Genomic DNA, 18897 nt, shown 5'->3' with positions numbered 1-18897 from the left:
ATCGTTACGCCGCGTAAAAATGACTATGCCTGCGATGCACACCACCAGCAGCAGGGCTACGTCCGCCGAAGCGGCGACGAAGATGGCGGTAATGTGGTCCGTGCGTCTGCCCCCCGTGGATTCGCAAAGAACGCCGTGTGTGCCGGCTGCGCGTCGCTACCCGCGAGCGGCGATATATCCGCCTCCGCTGCCGCCACCAGCCTGTACCAGGCGTCGTGATAGCGTTCCCTGCGATAGGTGCGAGCTGCCAGTCGTGTATCGTCAGCAATTCCGCAAGCTGTGCCGCCTCGTACGGTTAGAGTTGCCAGTTCTCGTTGCCCTGCATACGTATAAGGCACTGATGGAGAACCGTCTCGGCGGCGCGAAACGTCTTCGCATTAGTCGCGCCCGGGTTCTCCGCGCACAGCATCGGCCTGGACATGTAGACGACGCGCGCGAGCGCCGCCAGATGCTCAAGCGTGCCGTGACCGCTACGGAACAGTGCGAAGGCGCTGTGATGCGACATCGAAAGCCGCTTCGTTACGACTGCGGGCAGCGGTAGCAACTGCGCGCGCGCGGCTTGCGGCGTCGCTTGCGGCTTATCGCGGCCCTTGTACGTGAAGACGTGCACGGAAAGGACGGCCACTACGGCTACCGCGAACCTGACCACTAACCCTGCCGTGAACCCGGCGCTCATGAGGGGTACTCCGGGTGGGAGGCGACGATCTGCGAACGCGCGAGCGCGTGAACAACCTCGCGAGCCCATGCACCATGCCATGCCCGCTGCTTACATTTGCCGTACAGGATATCGTTCATCACGGAGTGGCAAATAATTTCGTCGCGCCTATACTTCTTTCGGCCTGAAAGCAGCACTCTCTCCCAACCTGCATTACAAGCATAAAAGGAAGAACATGATGCTGACTCGCTCACTCGGCGCGTTCTGCGCTGTTGCTCTTGCGGCTTGCGCCGCCTTTTCGTCCGGACCGGCTAGCGCGGACGATGACGAAGGTTTCTCTCACGGTTATGGCGGCTCGCATGGGCGACCCGTCAAGGTGATGATCATTTCGATGTTCGGCCCCGAAGGCCAGGTGTGGCTCGATCGGCTCGGGCCATGGCGCGATATCACGGTGGATGGTTTGTCACCCGATTACCCGGCGGTTCATTGCAACAAGCAGGACATCTGCGTGATGACCACCGGCATGGGGCACACCAACGCGGCGGCGTCGATCATGGCATTGACCTTCTCGCCGCGTTTCGATTTGCGGCACACGTACTTCATGGTCGCCGGCATTGCCGGGATCGATCCGCAGCAGGGCACGGTGGGCTCGGCCGCGTGGGCGAAGTATCTGGTCGACTTCGGCATTCAGTGGGAGATCGACGGCCGCGAGATTCCGCCTGGCTGGAACACGGGTTATCTGGGAATCAACACGACGAGTCCTTCGGATAAGCCGCCACTCGACTATCGCACCGAAGTATTCCAGTTGAACACCCAACTCGCCGATACGGCATTTGCGTTGTCGCGCACCGTCGTGTTGTCCGATGACGCGCAGGCTCAGGCCGCACGCGCGAAATATTCCTATGCACCGGCCAATCGCCCGCCGTCGGTCATTCAATGCGATACGCTGGCTGGCGACACCTGGTGGTCCGGTACGCAACTCGGCCAGCGCGCCCGCGACTGGACGAAGATTCTGACGGATGGCAAAGGCGTCTATTGCACGACGCAGCAGGAGGACAATGCCACCTACGAAGCGCTCAAGCGTGCGGCCTCGGTGCATAAGGTCGATCTGAATCGCGTCGCGGTATTGCGCGCGGGTTCCGATTTCGATCGCCCCTACGATGGCCAGACGAGCGCGGACAACCTGCTCAACTATGCGGCGCAAGGCGGCTTCACGATCGCTATCGAGAACCTGTTCCGCTCAGGCAATCCATTGGTGCAGGACATCGTCACGCATTGGGGCGAGTGGCGTGAAGGCGTGCCGAAACGATAACGACGCATCACTTCGATAGAGCTGAATAGCAATGTGCCCGCGGAGCAATACCGCGGGCACACGTACAACGCTTACCGCTAAATTCAAACGGCCAGTCACGCTCAATGTTGCGGCGCGCGATACGGCGTCCACACTGGCGTGTCGGTATCCCAGTTGTCCAGTTCGGATGGTGTCATGATGTGCTCCTTTTTAAAGAGTGCATGGATGACGCCGCAATGATGACTTCTTTTGGAAACCGAACCATTGCGGTGCCTTTGTTTTTCTTACTGACCCTTGGCGACGCGTGTGACGTCGCCGCTCGTGCCTTCCTGCAGTGCGATACGTGCGGTCTGTGTCTGTCCGATCAAGCCTTTGTTCGGATAGCTGGTGCGATTTAGCGCGGGTAGCGAACCGTCACGATAAGCGGCCACCAGTTCCGCTTTCACTTCGGCGCGCGTTTTCGCGCTCGTGCTCGGCGTCGGTTGCGTTTCATAAGTGCCGGCGCGACCGATGCCACCACCGCCGTTGCTTTGTGCGAATACGGATGTGCTGGCAAGCAGAGAAAGAGCGAGACCTGCGAGAAGATTGCGTTTCATGATTCACTCCTGATTCGTTTGCAGCACGAGAAGTACTGCGGCAGGGTGAAATGTAGACTTTGGGCGAGCGCGGATAAATCGCACTTTCGCGAAATGAATTGTCGCGATTTCGGAACAATCGAATTAAAGCCTTGATGGAATAAAAAACCGCGGCATTAGAGCCGCGGTTGAAATTCAGTGTTCCACATTTCGTACTTCGATTTCAGCGCATCACGCGACCCATTCGGTAATCACCGGCGTATCGAGCATCGGCGCGGACTCGCGTTCTTCGAAAGTGCGCTTCGTGCAGGTTGCGTCGAGACTGCCGCGTCCGCTCAGCAACGGGCAACGGTCGAACAACTCCGCGATCCAGTCTACGAAAACACGGACTTTAGGCGACAGATGACGACTGTGCGGATAGACTGCGGAAATCGGCATCGGCAAAGGCTTCAGCTCCGGCAACACTTCCACCAGCTGACCCGAGCGCAGATGCGGCAGCACCATGAAGAGCGCCGGCTGAATCAGGCCGAAACCTTCGAGTCCACACGTCACGTAGGCGTCCGCGTCGTTCACCGACACGATGCTTTTCATCTTCACTTCGACTTCTTTGCCCTCAACCATGAAGGCCCAATCGATCGTGCGCCCCGTGCGGCTTGAAAAGTAATTGACTGCTTTGTGATTCTCCAGGTCTTCGAGCGAAGACGGCATGCCTGCACGCGCGATGTAGTCGGGGGCCGCGCAGGTCACGCCCTCGAACAGGCCAATGCGCCGCGCCACCAGCGAGGAATCCTGTAGCGCGCCTACGCGCACCACGCAATCCACGCCTTCCTGCAACAGATCGACTGGCCGGTCCGACAGGCCCAGTTGCAAGTCGATGTCCGGATAGCGCGTGTGGAATTCACATAGCGAAGGAATCACCAGCAGGCGCCCGATCGAGCCCGGCATGTCGATGCGCAGCTTGCCGTGCGGCTTTTTATTGCCGCTCTGAAAACTGGCTTCGGTCTCTTCGACGTCCGCGAGGATACGCACGCAGCGTTCGTAGTACGCCGCGCCGTCCGGCGTGAGCGACAGACGCCGCGTGGTCCGATGCATCAGACGCGTGCCGAGGAACGCTTCGAGGTTCTGAATAATCGTGGTGACGGATGCGCGCGGCAAGTCGAGCGTTTCCGCTGCGCGGGTAAAGCTGTTGGTGTCGACGACTCGCGTGAACACTTGCATGGCCTGAAGCCGGTCCATTGCAAACCTCCAGAAGGGGCGGGCGCGCCGGGCGGAAATCGCTCCGCAGAGCAATCGCACTCGATTGTTCAGGGGCGCCGAATTGTGTTGCCGGATTATAGGCATTTATTTACGACTCTGCTGAACCCACAATTCGCACCATTGAAAGTTCTATGCGCATTGCGCAGCCCGACATGGATGCATTTAAATCGCCGTACTCTTTCGCGCCCGCCACCGACGGCGCGGTAGCCGCAGACAGCACGGCACTCGACATCACCGACGTACAAATCGAGGGACACGTACAGGACATCACACTGCGTTTGTACCGGCAGGCGAAGAAAACCGCATTGCCAGTGCTGCTTTATTTCCACGGCGGCGGCTTTACGAAGGGCTCGATCGAGCAGGCCGATTTCGCCGCGCGTTATTTCGCAGAACACTTACCGGCGCTGGTCGTGTCGGTGGGTTATTCGCTCGCGCCGCAGTTTCCGTTTCCGGCCGCGCCGGAAGACGCGCACCGCGCGGCGCTGTGGGTGCAGACGCGGGCGCGGGCGTTCGGCGGCAATAGCAGAAAGGTCGGCGTAGCGGGCCACGACGCGGGCGGGCAGTTGGCCAACTGCCTCGCGTTCATCGCACGCGATCGCGGCGACGTGCAGATTGCGGCGCAGGCGCTGTTCGGGCCGATGCTCGATCCGAGCCTCACGCGTCTGGGCGACGAACGGCGTTTAGGCTCCGACATCACGGCAAAAGAGTGCGCGGCGTGTTATCGCGCGTATCTGCCGCAAGCGTCGCAGCGTATGCACCCGTATGCGGCGCCGCTCGAATCGGCGCGGCTCGCGGGCTTGCCGGCCACGCTGATCGCGACCGCGCAGAACGACGTGCTGCACGTGGAAGCGGAGAAGTACGCAAGCAGTCTGATCGACGCGGGTGTGCTGACCCAGGTGGTCCGCTATCCGAGCGTATCGCACGCCGCGCTGGCCGATCATCCGCCCGCTTTGCAGGAAGCGGTGCGCTTTTTTCAGTGGCGCTTCGATGCGCGCGCCCATCGATAAACAGAATTTCAATCAACGATACCGGGAGTTTCACATGACTATCCTTCCTCTTTCTCGCCGCCGCGTGGCGATTGCCGCGCTAGTCGTCATCGCCGTCGCCGGGCTCGGCACGTTCGGCGCGATCCGCGTCGATGCGAGTTCGCCCGCCGCGCCGACCATCGTGCCGGAAGTCGATGTCGCCACCGTGGTGCAGAAAACGATCACCGACTGGCAGAGCTATTCGGGCCGTCTCGAAGCGGTCGAAAAAGTGGACGTCCGTTCGCAAGTGCCGGGCACGATCGTCTCGGTCAACTTCAAGGATGGCGCGCTCGTGAAGAAGGGCGACACGCTGTTTGTGATCGATCCGCGCCCGTATGCCGCCGAAGTGGATCGCGCCGAGGCGCAACTCGCGGCCGCGCAGGCGCGCACCGGCTACACGCAAAGCGACTGGGAACGCGCGCAACGCCTGATCGCCGACAACGCGATCGCCAGGCGCGACTACGACGAGAAGCAGAACGCCGCGCGCGAGGCGAGCGCGAACCTGAAGGCCGCGCAAGCCGCGCTCGAAACCGCCCGCATCAACCTCGGCTATACGAAGATCGTGGCGCCGGTGGCGGGGCGCGTGTCACGCGCGGAAATCACGGTGGGCAACGTGGTGTCGGCCGGCGCAAGTTCGGCGCCGTTGACCACCTTGGTGTCGGTGTCGCCGATCTACGCATCGTTCGACGCGGACGAACAAACCTATCTGCAATACCTGAGCCGCGCGAAAGACGGCAGCAAGGTGCCGGTGGAACTGGGTCTTGCGGATGAAAGCGGCTACTCGCGCAGCGGCACGATCGAATCGGTCGACAACCGGCTCGACACGTCGTCGGGCACGATCCGGGTGCGTGCGCGCTTCGATAACCAGGATGGTGCATTGATTCCGGGCCTGTATGCGCGCGTGAAGGTGGGCGGCAGCGTGCCGCATCCGGCGCTGCTGATCGACGACGCCGCGGTCGGCACGGATCAGGACAAGAAGTTCGTGCTGGTGGTCGATCAGGGCAACCACGCCGTCTACCGCGAAGTGTCGGTGGGCAGCATGCAGGGCAACCTGCGTGTCGTCAAGGATGGGCTGAAGGCCAACGACCGCATCGTCGTCAACGGCATTCAACGCATACGTCCTGGCGACACGGTGCGCGCGCACATGGTGCCGATGACGACCGATCAGGATCCGAACAGCGCGCCGCTCGCACAGACGCGCGCCAAAGCGGACAAGAATTCGTGAGCCCCGTGCGCCGCGGCACGCTAGCGCGGCGCATGCTCCAACGTTAAGAGCTTCCAATGAACATATCCAAATTCTTCATTGATCGACCGATCTTTGCCGGGGTGCTATCGGTATTGATCCTGCTGGGGGGCATTATTTCGCTCTTCAAGCTGCCCATTTCGGAGTATCCGGAAGTGGTGCCGCCGTCGGTGGTGGTGCACGCGCAGTATCCGGGCGCGAATCCGAAGGTGATCGCCGAGGCGGTGGCTTCGCCGCTCGAAGAGCAGATCAACGGCGTCGAGAACATGCTGTACATGCAGTCGCAGGCGAATAGCGACGGCAATCTGACGCTCACGGTGACCTTCAAGCTCGGCACCAATCCGGACCTCGCGACGCAACTGGTGCAGAACCGCGTCAACCAGGCGCTGCCGCGCCTGCCGGAAGACGTGCAACGGCTCGGCGTGACGACCATCAAGAGTTCGCCGACGCTGACGATGGTGGTTCACCTGATCTCGCCGAACAATCGCTACGACATGACGTATCTGCGCAATTACGCGCTGCTGAACGTCAAGGATCGGCTCGCGCGGATTCAGGGCGTCGGCGAAGTGCAGTTGTGGGGTTCGGGCGATTACGCGATGCGCGTGTGGCTCGATCCGCAGAAAGTCGCGCAACGTGGGTTGACGGCGACCGAAGTGGTCAACGCGATTCGTGAACAGAACATTCAGGTGGCGGCCGGTGTGATCGGCGCATCGCCTTCGGTGCCGGGCACGCAACTACAGTTGTCGGTGAATGCGCGTGGCCGCTTGAAGACCGAGGGCGAATTCGGCGACATCATCGTGAAGACCGCGCCGGATGGCGGCGTGACGTATCTGCGCGATATCGCGCGTGTCGAACTCGCGGCGTCGGAATACGGTCTGCGTTCGCTACTCGACAACAAGCCGGCGGTGGCGCTCGCCATCAACCAGGCGCCGGGTGCGAACTCGCTCGCGATTTCCGAACAGGTTCGCGCGGCGATGAAAGAACTCGCCGAAGACATGCCTGCGGGCGTCGAATACCGGATCGTCTACGACCCGACGCAGTTCGTGCGCTCGAGTATCGAGGCCGTAGTGCATACGCTGCTCGAAGCGATCGCGCTGGTGGTGATCGTTGTGATCGTGTTCCTGCAGACGTGGCGCGCGTCGATCATTCCGTTGATCGCGGTGCCGGTGTCGATCGTGGGGACGTTCTCGCTGCTGCTCGCATTCGGCTTCTCGATCAATGCGTTGTCATTGTTCGGCATGGTGCTCGCCATCGGGATCGTGGTGGACGATGCGATCGTGGTGGTGGAGAACGTCGAGCGAAACATCGAGAACGGGTTGAGTGCGCGTGATGCGACGTATAAGGCGATGCGCGAGGTGAGCGGGCCGATCATCGCGATCGCGTTGACGCTGGTCGCCGTGTTCGTGCCGCTCGCCTTCATGACGGGCCTCACGGGTCAGTTCTACAAGCAGTTCGCGATGACCATCGCAATCTCGACGGTGATCTCGGCGTTTAATTCGCTGACCCTGTCGCCGGCATTGTCCGCACTGCTGTTGCGCAGCCATGGCGAGAAGGAAGACTTCCTGACGCGGGCGATGAACCGTGTGCTGGGCGGCTTCTTCAAGCGTTTCAACAAGGTCTTTCATCGTGGCTCCGAAGCGTATGGCCGGGGTGTGAAGGGCGTGCTTCGCCGCAAGGGTGCGATGCTCGCGGTATATGCGATTCTGCTGGGCGCGACGGTTCTTATCTCGCGTGTCGTGCCGGGCGGTTTCGTGCCGGCGCAGGACAAGGAGTATCTGATCGCGTTCGCGCAGTTGCCGAACGGTGCGTCGCTCGATCGCACGGAGAAAGTGATTCGCGATATGAGCGCGGTCGCGCTGAAGCAGCCTGGCGTGGAAAGCGCGGTGGCGTTCCCCGGTTTGTCGGTGAATGGCTTTACCAACAGTTCGAGCGCAGGCATCGTGTTCGTGACGCTCAAGCCGTTCAAGGAGCGTGGCGACAAGAAGCTCTCCGCCGGTGCGATTGCCGGTGCGCTGAACCAGCAGTACGCCGCGATCAAGGATTCGTTCGTTGCGGTGTTTCCGCCGCCGCCGGTGCTCGGTCTCGGCACGCTCGGCGGCTTCAAGATGCAACTGGAGGATCACGGCGCGCTCGGTTACGCGGAGTTGAACAAGGCGGCGGAAGCGTTCGTGAAGCGTGCGGCGCAAACGCCTGAACTCGGCCCGACCTTCTCCAGCTATCAGATCAACGTGCCGCAACTGAACGTCGACCTGGATCGCGTGAAGGCCAAGCAGCTCGGCGTGCCGGTCACGGACGTGTTCAACACGATGCAGATCTATCTGGGCTCACTGTACGTGAACGACTTCAACCGCTTCGGCCGCGTGTATCAGGTGCGGGTGCAGGCGGATGCGCCGTTCCGCCAACGCGCCGACGACATCCTGCAGTTGAAGACGCGCAATGCGGCTGGTGACATGGTGCCGTTGTCGTCGCTGGTGACGGTGACGCCGACCTATGGTCCGGAAATGGTGGTGCGTTACAACGGCTACACGGCGGCCGACATCAACGGCGGACCCGCGCCCGGCTTCTCGTCGGGGCAGGCGCAAGCCGCAGCCGAGCGCGTGGCGGCCGAAGTGTTGCCGCGCGGCGTGAAGCTCGAATGGACCGACCTCACGTATCAGCAGATTCTTGCCGGCAATGCAGGTATGTGGGTGTTCCCGATCAGCGTGCTGCTCGTGTTCCTCGTGCTCGCGGCGCTGTATGAAAGTTTGACGTTGCCGCTCGCGGTGATCCTGATCGTGCCGATGAGCGTGCTGTCCGCGCTGACCGGTGTGTGGCTCACGGGCGGGGACAACAACATCTTCACGCAGATCGGTTTGATGGTGCTGGTGGGGTTGTCGGCGAAGAACGCGATTCTGATCGTCGAGTTTGCTCGCGAACTCGAACATGACGGACACACGCCGCTGTCGGCGGCGATCGAGGCGAGCCGCCTGCGTCTGCGGCCAATTTTGATGACGTCGATCGCGTTCATCATGGGTGTGGTGCCGCTGGTGCTGTCGAGCGGGGCCGGTTCCGAGATGCGTCATGCGATGGGTATCGCAGTGTTCTTCGGCATGCTTGGCGTCACGCTGTTCGGTCTGATGCTGACCCCTGTGTTCTATGTGGTGCTGCGTACGTTGGCAGGCGGGACGATTCACGTCGCGCAGAAGGACTCGCCGCACTATGGCGCGCCGGTGACGGACGCATGAGGAGAAAACAATAATGAAACGCTTTGAATCTGGACCGCACTCGCGCTTTGACACGTTGGGCGGTTGGGGCCGGGCGGCGGTCAGCGGTTTGCTGGTTGCGCTGCTCGCCGCCTGCTCGGTGGAGCCGACGTATAAGCGGCCCGACGTGGATACGCCGGTCGCGTTCAAGGAAGCGCCCGCTGCGGCGTCGGCTACTTCCGCTGCGTCCGCGCCTTCCGCGCCGGACGTCGGCACATGGAAGCAGGCTCAGCCCGCCGACGACGCGCATCGCGGCGAATGGTGGACGATTTTCGGCGACCCGCAATTGAATGCGCTCGAAGAGCAGGCGGCTGCCGCGAATCAGGATCTGAAGGCAGCGGCGGCGCGCGTCCAGCAGGCGCGCGCGGTAACGCGGGCGGCGAAGTCGGACTGGTTCCCGAAGCTCGACGCGGGCTTTGGTCCGACGCGTAAGCGTGCATCGGCGGCCTCGCAATTCCAGCCGGATAGCGCGGGCGGCACGACGGGCACGATCTGGCGCGCACAGGTGGGCGCTTCGTACGAAGCGGATCTGTTCGGACGGGTCGGCTCGAACGTGAATGCGTCGCGTGCGGACGAGCAGCAGAGCGAAGCGCTGTTCCGTTCGGTGCAACTGTCGTTGCAGGCCGATGTCGCGCAGAACTACTTCCAGTTGCGCGAGCTCGATAAGGATCAGGAGCTGTACCGCCGTACCGTCGCGTTGCGCGAGGACACGCTGAAGCTGGTCGAACGCCGTTTCAAGGAAGGCGATATCGGCGAGCTGGATGTTTCGCGCTCTCGCAACGAACTCGCGAGCGCGCGTGCCGATGCGGTCGGTGTCGCGCGTCAGCGTGCGGCGTCCGAGCACAGCCTCGCGATTCTGCTCGGCAAGCCGCCAGCGGACTTTTCGTTCGCGGAAGCGCCGCTTGCACCGGTGACGGTGCGTGTGCCGGCCGGTTTGCCTTCGGCGTTGCTCGAACGGAGGCCGGATATTTCGGCGGCGGAACGGGCGATGCAGGCGGCGAATGCGCGCGTGGGCCTGGCGAAGTCCGCGTTCTTCCCGAAGCTCGATATCACCGGCGCGGCTGGCTTTGAATCGGCGACGCTCGGCGATCTGTTCATGTGGTCGAGCCGCGCATTTATTCTCGGTCCGCTGGCGGGTACCGCATTGACGCTGCCGCTGTTCGACGGTGGCCGTCGCAAGGCGAATCTCGCGCAAGCGCGCTCGAAGTATGACGAGGACGTCGCGCAGTATCGTCAGCAGGTGCTGGTGGCGTTCCGTGAGGTCGAGGACAACCTTGCCGATCTGCGTCTGCTCGACGACCAGATGCGTGAGCAGAACGACGCGGTGGAGGCCTCGCAACGGGCGGCGCATTTGTCGCGCACACAGTACACGGAGGGCGCGGTCAGTTATCTGGATGTGATCGACGGCGAGCGGCAGGTGCTGATTTCGCAGTTGCAGGCGAGCCATTTGTCGGGCACGCAGGCGGTGGCGACGGTGAATCTGATTCGCGCGCTGGGCGGTGGTTGGGGGGCGGTGAACGCGCAGGATACAGCGGTTGGGGCGGTTGCGCCGGCTGCGGGTTCTGATGCGGCGTCGCCTGTGGCTTCACCTTCGGCCTCGGCCTCGCCCTCGCCCTTACCGCAGCAGGTGGCGAAGCGCTAACCGATTGACTCTTGAGCACCGCAGCGTAGCAAACGCCGGGTCGCGCAACAGCGCGCCCCGGCGTTTTTTCATCGAAATTGCTTTTATCGATTTCCTTCCGAAAATCCGTTCGTAGACCACCCGATTGTCGCCCTCTATGATGATTCGCACCTCATCAGGAGAGAGGCGATGACCTGTCCGATCTTCCGTTGTCCGCGCTGATGCACTCGCGCGCTTGAACGCCGCCACGCGGCGGTCAAACCATACGTTGCACCTTTGCGCTGCCCGATGTTTGTCGGCCTGTCTGAGCGTGCCTCTACGCAAGCCGTTGGTCGGCTCGCCGCAACAGATCGCTGACGAACTGGTGTCGTGGATCGACGAAGCCGGTGTCGATGGTTTCAATCTGACGCGCACGGTGATGCCCGAATCGTTCGAAGACTTCGTGAATCTGGCGGTGCCGGAGTCGCAGAATCGCGGCGTCTACAAGGAGGATTACGATCCCGCGCCGACGCTGCGCGAGAAGCTGTTCGGCGGCGGCCGTGCGCGGCTGCCCGCGGTGCACGCCGGTGCGCAGCATCGGCGGCGCGCCGCCTATGCGCTCGACGATGCCTGGCGGCAAGGCCCGTCGTTGTCCGCCGAAACACGCGCGCGAGTCGCGCTTGCCACGTCGGAGGCGAAGATCGTCGCGCATCGCGCCGCGCTCGACGTCAGCGAAAAGCTGTTCGACGCCTATGGGGCGCGCGCTACGCATGCGCCGCTTGCGCTCGACCGTTTCTGGCGCAACGCCCGCGTGCATACATTGCATGATCCGATCGACTATCGCGTGCGCGACGTTGGCCGCTAGGTACTGAGCGGGACATTGCCCGAGGTTTCTTTGTACACTTGAGGCGGTTCGCGGCGGCCTCTAGAGGCGCCGCGGTTGATTCCCATCAAGAGATCCCCTGCTTGCTGTTCAAACTACCGACCACCGCTACGGCGCCGTTTTGCCCATCCGAGGTGCAAGGCTCGGTTGCCGTCTCGCAAGGCGCGCCCTTCTGGAAGAAAATCCTGCAATTCGCAGGCCCCGGTTTGCTGGTTTCGATCGGCTATATGGACCCGGGCAACTGGGCCACCGCGATCGAAGCCGGCTCGCGTTATGGCTACAGTCTGCTGTTCGTCGTGCTTCTGTCGAGCCTCGCGGCGATGGCGCTGCAATGTCTGAGCATGCGTTTAGGTATCGCCACCGGCCGCGACCTCGCGCAATTGTCCGCCGCGCGTTATTCGCCCGGCGTCGTGCGGGTGCAGTGGCTGCTCGCGGAACTGTCGATCGTGGCCTGCGATCTCGCCGAAGTGCTCGGCGGCGCGCTCGCGTTCCATTTGCTCTTCAATTGCTCACTGACTACCGGCGTGCTGCTGACCGCGTTCGACACGCTGATCGTGCTCGGCCTGAAGGGCAAGAACTTCCGCGATCTCGAAGCGATCATGCTCGGCCTGATCGCAACGATCGGCGTGGGCTACATCATCGAACTCGCGCTGGTGCAGCCGCATTGGCCGTCGGTGGCGCAAGGGCTGATTCCGTCGTGGCAGGCGCTCAATTCACGCGAGCCGATGTACCTGGCGATCGGCATTCTCGGCGCGACGGTGATGCCGCACAACCTCTATCTGCATTCGTCGATCGTGCAGACGCGTGCGGTGAAGCGCGATTCGGCCGGCATCCGTTCGGCGATCAGCTTGTCGCGAATCGACACCATCGCGTCGCTGCTGCTCGCGTTGCTGATCAATATGGCGATCCTGATTCTTGCCGCCGCGGCGTTTCATGCAACCGGCCACACCCAGGTGACGCAGATCGAAGATGCTTACCGGCTGCTCGCGCCGATCGTCGGCACCGGTTTCGCGGCGGTGCTGTTCGCCATCACGCTGCTCGCGTCGGGGCAAAGCTCCACGTTCACCGGCACGGTGGCGGGGCAGGTCATCATGGAAGGCTTCCTGAAGCTGAAGATTCCGTGCTGGCAGCGGCGTTTCATCACGCGTGCGCTGGCATTGATTCCCGCGTTGATTGGCGTGCAGATGCTGGGCAACGGCGCGGTCGGCCAATTGCTGGTTGCAAGCCAGGTCGTGCTGAGCCTGCAACTGCCGTTCGCGCTCTATCCGCTGATTCGCATGACCAACGACCGCGCGTTGATGGGCGAGTTCGCCAACCGGCTGCCGACCCGGCTTCTTGCGTGGTTGCTGTTCGGCGCGATCAGTGCGGCGAACCTTTGGCTTGTCGTGCAGACGGTGGGATTGGCCGGCTGATTCACCAGCGCGACAGGCGCCGATGGGCGGCGTGATGTGTGATGGCGAAAAAAATCCGCACAGTGTGCGGATTTTTTAAGGCTTCGGTTCGAGTCGGGCCGGACCAGCCCTCGTCGAGTCACTTCGAATCAGGCGGCTTGCGCGACCTGTGCCGCTTCGAGTGCTTCCTGGCGAGCGGCTGCGGCTTTCTTCGTCTTGCCGGCGCGCGACGGCGGCTGGCAGGCGCCGCACACCACGTTGTGCTGCAGATCATGCTTGTGCGCGACGAACTTGCCGGTGCAACGGCAGCACTTGGTCAACTGCAGGATGTCGGCATCGAAGAAACGCACCAGTGTCCATGCGCGCGTCAGGTCGACCACCGGTTCGGTTTCGCTGTGCTGGCAATGTTCCAGATACAGCCGATACCCTTTGGTCAGCGCATCCAGATGTGAGCAACGCGCTTCGCGCTTCAGGAACAGGTACGTGTTGTAAAACAGCGACGCGTGAATGTTCGCGAGCCACGTCATATACCAGTCCGCCGAGAACGGCAGCATGCCCTTGGGCGGCGATACGCCCTTGACCTCGCGATACAGGCGGATCATGCGGTCGCGCGAGAGCGTCAATTCGCTTTCGAGCACCTGCATGCGGGCGCCGAGTTCGATCAGCGCGATTGCGCGGAATACTTCTTGTGCGTCTTCCGTCAGGCTACGCTTGAGCATCGCAGTCACCTCGATTAAGCAAACTGCTCGGCGGGCTGGCCTGCGAGCAGGATCGCCGCGTGAGTCGGTGCAACTGCTGCGTGCTTTGTCGTTTGCGTCAACGCCGACAACATCGAGTGGTCGTTGAAGCGGAAGAAGCACAGAAGCTGATCGGAAGAAGCCAGCTTGACGATTTGCGCGAGCGAGAGCCCCGCCAGCAAATCGGCCAGTTCCGACGACAGCCCCAGGCGGAACATCCCGACTGGTTTGTCCTCGCGCAACATGCGTTGCGCGAGCATGATGTAAGACAAGTTAATCTCGCGGATTGAATCCAGCGTCTCGCTGCTACGGTCCATTTTCTGTGTTTCCGAAGCCCCGAATTACTATGTCGGCCTTCTTTTTTTGGCCGTTATGTCATTTGTGCCTCGCCGGAAACGCAGACCTCCGGCTACTGTCACCACCTGATACAGACAGCGACTTTTTGATACATCGCGTTACATTTCGTAACAGCTTGCGACGAATTGTATGAAGGCTAAAACAAGAAATCAATCCCTTCTCGAAAAAATATCTCAAAAGATACATCAATTTTCGGTAATTCTTTCACGCGGCTGTAATAGATGATGCTTAGCGGATTTTTGGCGAGATGAGATTTTCCTCTGAACGAAGAAAGTCGTGGTAATACAGGGGTTTAGCTCGATTGCCCAAGCAATGAGCCGGAAGCCGGGCAGCGCCGGTAATTCTGCTTGAAATAAAAATGTAAGAAAGAAGCGAGGCCAAAAATGGGTAATAAATACCTAGCTTTGGCGCTGCTTGGGGGACGCATCGAGAATGTAACGTGGTGGAGCGGCCCCAGTTACAAATGAAGCCGCATTTGTAACGATCTTTGTAACACCTAGCAACCCGTTCGGCGCACTCGTTCCACTTCGAGACCGAACGCCGGGCGCAGCCGCGTGCCGAGGACATTGCCGGCGAACGCGGCGACCAGCCAGAGCCAGCCGTGCAGGCTGCCTGACACGATGCCGCTGAAGTACGCGCCGATGTTACAACCATAGGCCAGACGGGCGCCGTAGCCCAGCATCAGGCCGCCGACCACCGCCGCGAACAGCGAGCGCGCCGGGACTTTCCACACCGGCGCGTAGCGGCCGGCGAGCGCCGCAGCCGTCATCGCGCCAAGGATGATGCCGAAGTCCATTACCGACGTGACGTCATGTGTAACCGGGGCGGCCAGCGAGCCCGCATTCGCGTGAGCGGCCCAATACGGCCAGTTGGCCACGTCGATGCCGAGGGCCGCGAAAATCTTGGCGCCCCACAGCGCGAACGCCGACGTCACGCCCCACGGACGGCCCGACAGCGCAAGGGTGGCGAAGTTGAGCAGAGCCAGGGCGATCGCGCCGACGAACAGCGGCCACGGGCCATGCAGCCACGGCGACGTGTGCGGTTGGCGGGTCGTCTCATTGACCAGCCGGCCATGGCGGCGCCGCTCGACCAGCACGCTGAGCGACGCGATGGCCGCGAAAACGATCAGGTTCAGCACGATGGCCCAGCCTGCGCCGAGCGTCGTCACCATCGACAGTGGCTTGAGCGACGGCAGCGCAGTCCAGAACGGCATATGCGCGGTTGCGACGACCGAGCCGACGATGAACGCTGCCAGCGTGACGAGCATGCGGGTGCTGCCGCCGCCCACCGTGTACAGCGTGCCGGACGCGCAGCCGCCGCCCAACTGCATGCCGATGCCGAACATGAACGCGCCGACCACGACGGACGTGCCGGCCGGGGCGACGAGCCCGACCACCGGATGGCCGAACAGCGTGCCGGCGGCGAGCGCCGGGAAAAACAGCAACACGCCGAAGGCGAGCATCAGCATCTGGGCGCGCAATCCGGCGCCGCGGCCATCGGCGATGAAGACCCGCCAGGCCGACGTGAAGCCGAACGCGGCGTGATAAAGCGACATCCCCAGCAGGGCACCGACGATGTAGAGCGCGGCCTGGCGGCCATTGACGGTTTGCGCCAGATAGATCGCGCCGAGCGCGATGAGAACGAGTGCCGCGCCAAGCGGTTTCGGATTGATATCGAAACGGCGCGGCACGGGTGGGAGCGGAGTCGAGAGGTCGGACATGGTGAGTTGACTGACAAACGGCTGATCAAAGGCCACCCGAAGGCGGCCGGGGAGACAATTCGAGGTGGGTGTGACCGGAAAAGGTAATTAAAAAAGATAGCATGGATTGCGCTGGGGACGGGCGGCCGGTTGAGGCGCCGGGCGCAGGCGGCACTGAAATCCGGGCGTTGAACGCATGGGTGTCCGGGCGCTCAACTACTGGCATCTCACGCGCGAACTTCGGCACTCAGACGCGCGGCCCTGCACCGGCACCGCCGGGCGCGGCTCTCGTCGGTGGACCGAAGCGGCCGTGCGCGCCGCACGTCCGCCTCGGTCACATAAACCGCATCATCAGATCAGTGTCGTAGAAAACGCCATCGACATTCAGCCCCTCGACTTCGCGGCCGTATTGACGAAACCCCACCGACTCATAGAGTTTGCGCGCCGCCTCGTTGCTGCTGTCGACCATCAGCTGAAGTTGCCGCAAACCGTCGACGCGTTCCGCTCGCGCCAGCAACTCGTTGAGCAACGCGCGCCCGACGCCGCGGCCTGCGGCTTCCGGCGCGACATACATGCCGACGACCGCTGCCTTGTGCCGCTCCCTCTCGCGCGGGTTGCGCGCCAATCCGACCACGCCGATCAGCGGTGTATCGGACGATAGAAAAGCGCCCAGCAGGAAGTCACCCTCGGCGGCGTGCAAGCCCTGCAAGCTCGCATCGTGCTGCGCCGCTCCCTTCGCCAGCGCTTCCTCGTAACTCTGGCCGAACAGTTCCGGATGCGCCTTCAGCCCGCGTAGACGAAGCTGGAAATAGGCCTCGCGGTCGGTGGGGCCGAGCTGGCGTACGAGTATGGCGGCGTCGTTCAAGGGCATCGCTTCCTACCTCTCTACGGGGGACTGGCGTGACAATAGCCGGGAGCTAGAAGGCCCGAGGTCCGAGCCTCTTTTCCGATATCGCGCAAAAGCTTTGGAAAGACTATCGTTGAGCTTCCGCGCGTTGGCTTTCGGCAAACTCGCGCAATGCCACGGCGGTCTGCTGATCCGCGGGAAAGAACGCCTCGATGGCAAGTTCCGAGAGCGTGACGTCCACCGGCGTACCGAACACGGTGGTCGTGCTGAAAAACGACAGCATGCCGATCGGCGTGCGCAGCCGCAACGGCACGGCGATCTGATTGACGGCGGTGTCGTCCTTGTCAGCCGCATCCGCGCCCGGCGGTGTGGGATACGCGGCCAGCTCGTCGCGTAGCGCGCTCAACGTCTCGTCGCCGCTTACGTCGATTTGCCGTTGCAGCCGCGCCAGCACATGCTCCCGCCACGCATGCCAGTTGACGATGGACGCCGCGATGCCGTCCGGATGCAGGCTCAGTCGCAGCGCATTGACCGGCGGCTTCAGCAGTTCGGGAGCGGCGCCGGTCAGCAGCGGCGCGAGAGCGTTGTTTGCCGCGACGATGGTCCAGTGCCTGTCGATCGCGAGCGCAGGGTAGGGCTCGTGGCCTTTGAGTACCAGCTCGACGGCCTCGCGTGCGGCGGCCAGTTGCGGATCGGACAAGGGACGTTCGCGAAAGAGCGGCGCATAACCCGCCGCGACCAGCAGCGCATTGCGTGCCCGCAGCGGCACGTCGAGACGTTCGGCAAGATGCATGACCATTTCCCGGCTAGGTACCGCGCGGCCCGATTCGACGAAGCTCAGATGCCGGGTCGAGATCTCGGCTTCAGTGGCGAGCAGCAACTGGCTCATACGGCGCCGCTGCCGCCATTCGCGCAGCAGGTCGCCGACCGTACGACCGGCCGCGCAGGCGTGCGAAGGAACCGTTTGCGCAAGGGAAAGTGTGTTCATGCCTTTGATGATAGCCAAAGCATCCGAGCAATCCATTACCTGAGAGGTAATGCAGATGCCCGGAAGTGCCCGCCCCGCATAAAGAGTCTGGAATTCGTCTGGAATTATTACCCGGCCAGTTTAACCTCGACCCATCCTGCGCCGCGCGTATCCCGATACATTTCGTTCATGCTCGTCCTAACATCCGCGAACGTCATTCCGGCGATATCCTCGTGTCGTTGAGCGGTCAATAGCGCGAGCTCGAAACTACGCGCAACTCACGGATCCGCTTCCTGCGCCTTTCGTAAACGAGCCAGAACTGATCCAGCGTCAGCTTGGATCGCTCGACCTCGAAACTCGGCACCGGCGTCACTGTCACGGGATTTTTGCCCGTGTCGATCAGCCCGCACGTCTGCGCTTCGCGCATCATGTCGCTGAGCGTCTTCGCGATGAGAGCCGCCATTTGTGCGCCGCGCTTCTCCACCACGTCCTTAATGAAAGTCGAAACCTCTGCCGTTGTGATCGCGCGCAGGTGTGTGCCGATGAACGGCGCCGACCGGACCGCTCGGATTCCCGCCTTTACGGTCTGGATCGTGGCGGCCGTCCCGTTCCGCGTTTCGATGCAGATGCGCTCATACTCCGTTGCCCAATCCCCCAGCGTCTTTCCGGCTGGCTGAAGAATCTTTTGCGCAAGCGAAATATTGCCGCGGCGCTGCTCGACAGCGAGGTTCGTGCAGCATCGCGACGAGCAATCCTGGCGTCCCCTCGAGGGCGCTGACCAACACTGTCGCGTCGGCCCGCTCGCGACCCGCATCGACGGCTGGCTGCGCGGCGGGCGCGTCAGGGGAGGCGGCGAGCATGGCGCAGTAGATTTCAGCAAACGTCACGACACTCGCATTCGATGCCCAGTCGATTGCGGCGCGGACCATCTCGGGCGTAGGCTGAACCGGCACCAGCCTCCAACCTTCAGGCGCGGCAGGCTTGTTTGCGGAGAGAAGCGAGCGGATGCCGGTCAGCAGAAGCCCGAGATCGTGCGCATCGAGCGTCGCTTCCAGATTGAGACCCGGCATCTCGAAGTGCTCGAGCAATTGCGCGTCGGTCAGTTGTTGCATTCCCGCTCCTGCTTCG

General features: G+C 62.4%; 16 protein-coding genes and 1 pseudogene. 7 read left to right on the top strand and 10 right to left on the bottom strand.

Going from position 1 to position 18897, the window contains the following annotated elements:
* Window positions 1-295 precede the first annotated feature (295 nt).
* Window positions 296-676, bottom strand: coding sequence for a hypothetical protein (locus B0G69_RS29235; RefSeq protein ID WP_121323385.1), 381 nt, complete (start codon window positions 674-676; stop codon window positions 296-298).
* 217 nt (window positions 677-893) lie between these two features.
* Here B0G69_RS29235 and B0G69_RS29230 point away from each other — a divergent pair, with 217 nt between their 5' ends.
* On the top strand, window positions 894-1967 hold the full coding sequence (locus B0G69_RS29230) for a purine nucleoside permease (protein ID WP_121323383.1): 1074 nt from the start codon (window positions 894-896) through the stop codon (window positions 1965-1967).
* Between the two features lie 263 nt (window positions 1968-2230).
* Here the strand turns inward: B0G69_RS29230 and B0G69_RS29225 are convergent, their stop codons facing one another.
* Window positions 2231-2542: a DUF4148 domain-containing protein gene (locus tag B0G69_RS29225; RefSeq protein ID WP_121323381.1), complete on the bottom strand. Its 312-nt coding sequence runs from the start codon at window positions 2540-2542 to the stop codon at window positions 2231-2233.
* Window positions 2543-2752: 210 nt separating this feature from the next.
* On the bottom strand, window positions 2753-3757 hold the full coding sequence (locus tag B0G69_RS29220; RefSeq protein ID WP_121323379.1) for a LysR family transcriptional regulator: 1005 nt from the start codon (window positions 3755-3757) through the stop codon (window positions 2753-2755).
* Between the two features lie 173 nt (window positions 3758-3930).
* On the opposite strand from B0G69_RS29220, the gene B0G69_RS29215 reads away from it, so the two are divergent.
* From B0G69_RS29215 to B0G69_RS29190, 6 genes and pseudogenes are all read left to right on the top strand, one after another.
* Window positions 3931-4785: an alpha/beta hydrolase gene (locus B0G69_RS29215; protein WP_121323946.1), complete on the top strand. Its 855-nt coding sequence runs from the start codon at window positions 3931-3933 to the stop codon at window positions 4783-4785.
* Window positions 4786-4819: 34 nt separating this feature from the next.
* Complete coding sequence (locus tag B0G69_RS29210; RefSeq protein ID WP_121323945.1) at window positions 4820-6028, top strand: efflux RND transporter periplasmic adaptor subunit; 1209 nt, start codon at window positions 4820-4822, stop codon at window positions 6026-6028.
* Window positions 6029-6084: 56 nt separating this feature from the next.
* Complete coding sequence (locus B0G69_RS29205; protein WP_121323377.1) at window positions 6085-9270, top strand: efflux RND transporter permease subunit; 3186 nt, start codon at window positions 6085-6087, stop codon at window positions 9268-9270.
* 13 nt (window positions 9271-9283) lie between these two features.
* Window positions 9284-10930, top strand: coding sequence for an efflux transporter outer membrane subunit (locus tag B0G69_RS29200; protein WP_121323375.1), 1647 nt, complete (start codon window positions 9284-9286; stop codon window positions 10928-10930).
* A gap of 562 nt (window positions 10931-11492) precedes the next feature.
* Window positions 11493-11753, top strand: a pseudogene (locus tag B0G69_RS29195) (acyl-CoA dehydrogenase); the annotation flags it as partial.
* A gap of 101 nt (window positions 11754-11854) precedes the next feature.
* Complete coding sequence (locus B0G69_RS29190; protein ID WP_121323373.1) at window positions 11855-13183, top strand: Nramp family divalent metal transporter; 1329 nt, start codon at window positions 11855-11857, stop codon at window positions 13181-13183.
* Between the two features lie 128 nt (window positions 13184-13311).
* Here B0G69_RS29190 and flhC read toward each other — a convergent pair whose 3' ends face one another.
* The 7 genes from flhC to B0G69_RS29155 all read right to left on the bottom strand — a co-directional run bounded on the left by flhC (window position 13312) and on the right by B0G69_RS29155 (window position 18881).
* On the bottom strand, window positions 13312-13881 hold the full coding sequence (flhC, locus tag B0G69_RS29185) for a flagellar transcriptional regulator FlhC (protein ID WP_121323371.1): 570 nt from the start codon (window positions 13879-13881) through the stop codon (window positions 13312-13314).
* Between the two features lie 14 nt (window positions 13882-13895).
* Window positions 13896-14216, bottom strand: coding sequence for a flagellar transcriptional regulator FlhD (flhD, locus tag B0G69_RS29180; protein ID WP_042324711.1), 321 nt, complete (start codon window positions 14214-14216; stop codon window positions 13896-13898).
* A 536-nt stretch (window positions 14217-14752) separates the two neighbouring features.
* Window positions 14753-15976, bottom strand: a complete 1224-nt coding sequence (locus tag B0G69_RS29175) for a YeeE/YedE family protein (protein ID WP_121323944.1) — start codon at window positions 15974-15976, stop codon at window positions 14753-14755.
* A gap of 313 nt (window positions 15977-16289) precedes the next feature.
* Window positions 16290-16826, bottom strand: coding sequence for a GNAT family protein (locus tag B0G69_RS29170; protein ID WP_121323369.1), 537 nt, complete (start codon window positions 16824-16826; stop codon window positions 16290-16292).
* A gap of 103 nt (window positions 16827-16929) precedes the next feature.
* The gene (locus tag B0G69_RS29165; protein WP_241991503.1) at window positions 16930-17790 is read right to left on the bottom strand and encodes a helix-turn-helix transcriptional regulator; all 861 of its coding nucleotides are present in this window, start codon (window positions 17788-17790) and stop codon (window positions 16930-16932) included.
* A gap of 226 nt (window positions 17791-18016) precedes the next feature.
* Window positions 18017-18253 carry a hypothetical protein gene (locus B0G69_RS29160; RefSeq protein WP_147440785.1) on the bottom strand — a complete coding sequence of 79 codons (237 nt, stop codon included), beginning with the start codon at window positions 18251-18253 and terminating at the stop codon, window positions 18017-18019.
* A 148-nt stretch (window positions 18254-18401) separates the two neighbouring features.
* A complete protein-coding gene (locus B0G69_RS29155; protein ID WP_121323363.1) occupies window positions 18402-18881 on the bottom strand; it encodes a hypothetical protein in 480 nt (159 codons plus the stop codon).
* Window positions 18882-18897 lie beyond the last annotated feature (16 nt).

Origin of the sequence: Paraburkholderia sp. RAU2J, assembly GCF_003634845.1 — a bacterium.
Lineage (GTDB): Bacteria > Pseudomonadota > Gammaproteobacteria > Burkholderiales > Burkholderiaceae > Paraburkholderia > Paraburkholderia fynbosensis.
This window is presented reverse-complemented; position numbering and strand designations above follow the sequence as displayed.

Bases quoted from the DNA above. Each gene is read 5' to 3' on its own strand.
- B0G69_RS29235 (WP_121323385.1), bottom strand. From the start codon at position 676: ATGAGCGCCGGGTTCACGGCAGGGTTAGTGGTCAGGTTCGCGGTAGCC.
- B0G69_RS29230 (WP_121323383.1), top strand. From the start codon at position 894: ATGCTGACTCGCTCACTCGGCGCGTTCTGCGCTGTTGCTCTTGCGGCT.
- B0G69_RS29225 (WP_121323381.1), bottom strand. From the start codon at position 2,542: ATGAAACGCAATCTTCTCGCAGGTCTCGCTCTTTCTCTGCTTGCCAGC.
- B0G69_RS29220 (WP_121323379.1), bottom strand. From the start codon at position 3,757: ATGGACCGGCTTCAGGCCATGCAAGTGTTCACGCGAGTCGTCGACACC.
- B0G69_RS29215 (WP_121323946.1), top strand. From the start codon at position 3,931: ATGGATGCATTTAAATCGCCGTACTCTTTCGCGCCCGCCACCGACGGC.
- B0G69_RS29210 (WP_121323945.1), top strand. From the start codon at position 4,820: ATGACTATCCTTCCTCTTTCTCGCCGCCGCGTGGCGATTGCCGCGCTA.
- B0G69_RS29205 (WP_121323377.1), top strand. From the start codon at position 6,085: ATGAACATATCCAAATTCTTCATTGATCGACCGATCTTTGCCGGGGTG.
- B0G69_RS29200 (WP_121323375.1), top strand. From the start codon at position 9,284: ATGAAACGCTTTGAATCTGGACCGCACTCGCGCTTTGACACGTTGGGC.
- flhC (WP_121323371.1), bottom strand. From the start codon at position 13,881: ATGCTCAAGCGTAGCCTGACGGAAGACGCACAAGAAGTATTCCGCGCA.
- flhD (WP_042324711.1), bottom strand. From the start codon at position 14,216: ATGGACCGTAGCAGCGAGACGCTGGATTCAATCCGCGAGATTAACTTG.
- B0G69_RS29175 (WP_121323944.1), bottom strand. From the start codon at position 15,976: ATGTCCGACCTCTCGACTCCGCTCCCACCCGTGCCGCGCCGTTTCGAT.
- B0G69_RS29170 (WP_121323369.1), bottom strand. From the start codon at position 16,826: ATGCCCTTGAACGACGCCGCCATACTCGTACGCCAGCTCGGCCCCACC.
- B0G69_RS29165 (WP_241991503.1), bottom strand. From the start codon at position 17,790: ATGAACACACTTTCCCTTGCGCAAACGGTTCCTTCGCACGCCTGCGCG.
- B0G69_RS29155 (WP_121323363.1), bottom strand. From the start codon at position 18,881: ATGCAACAACTGACCGACGCGCAATTGCTCGAGCACTTCGAGATGCCG.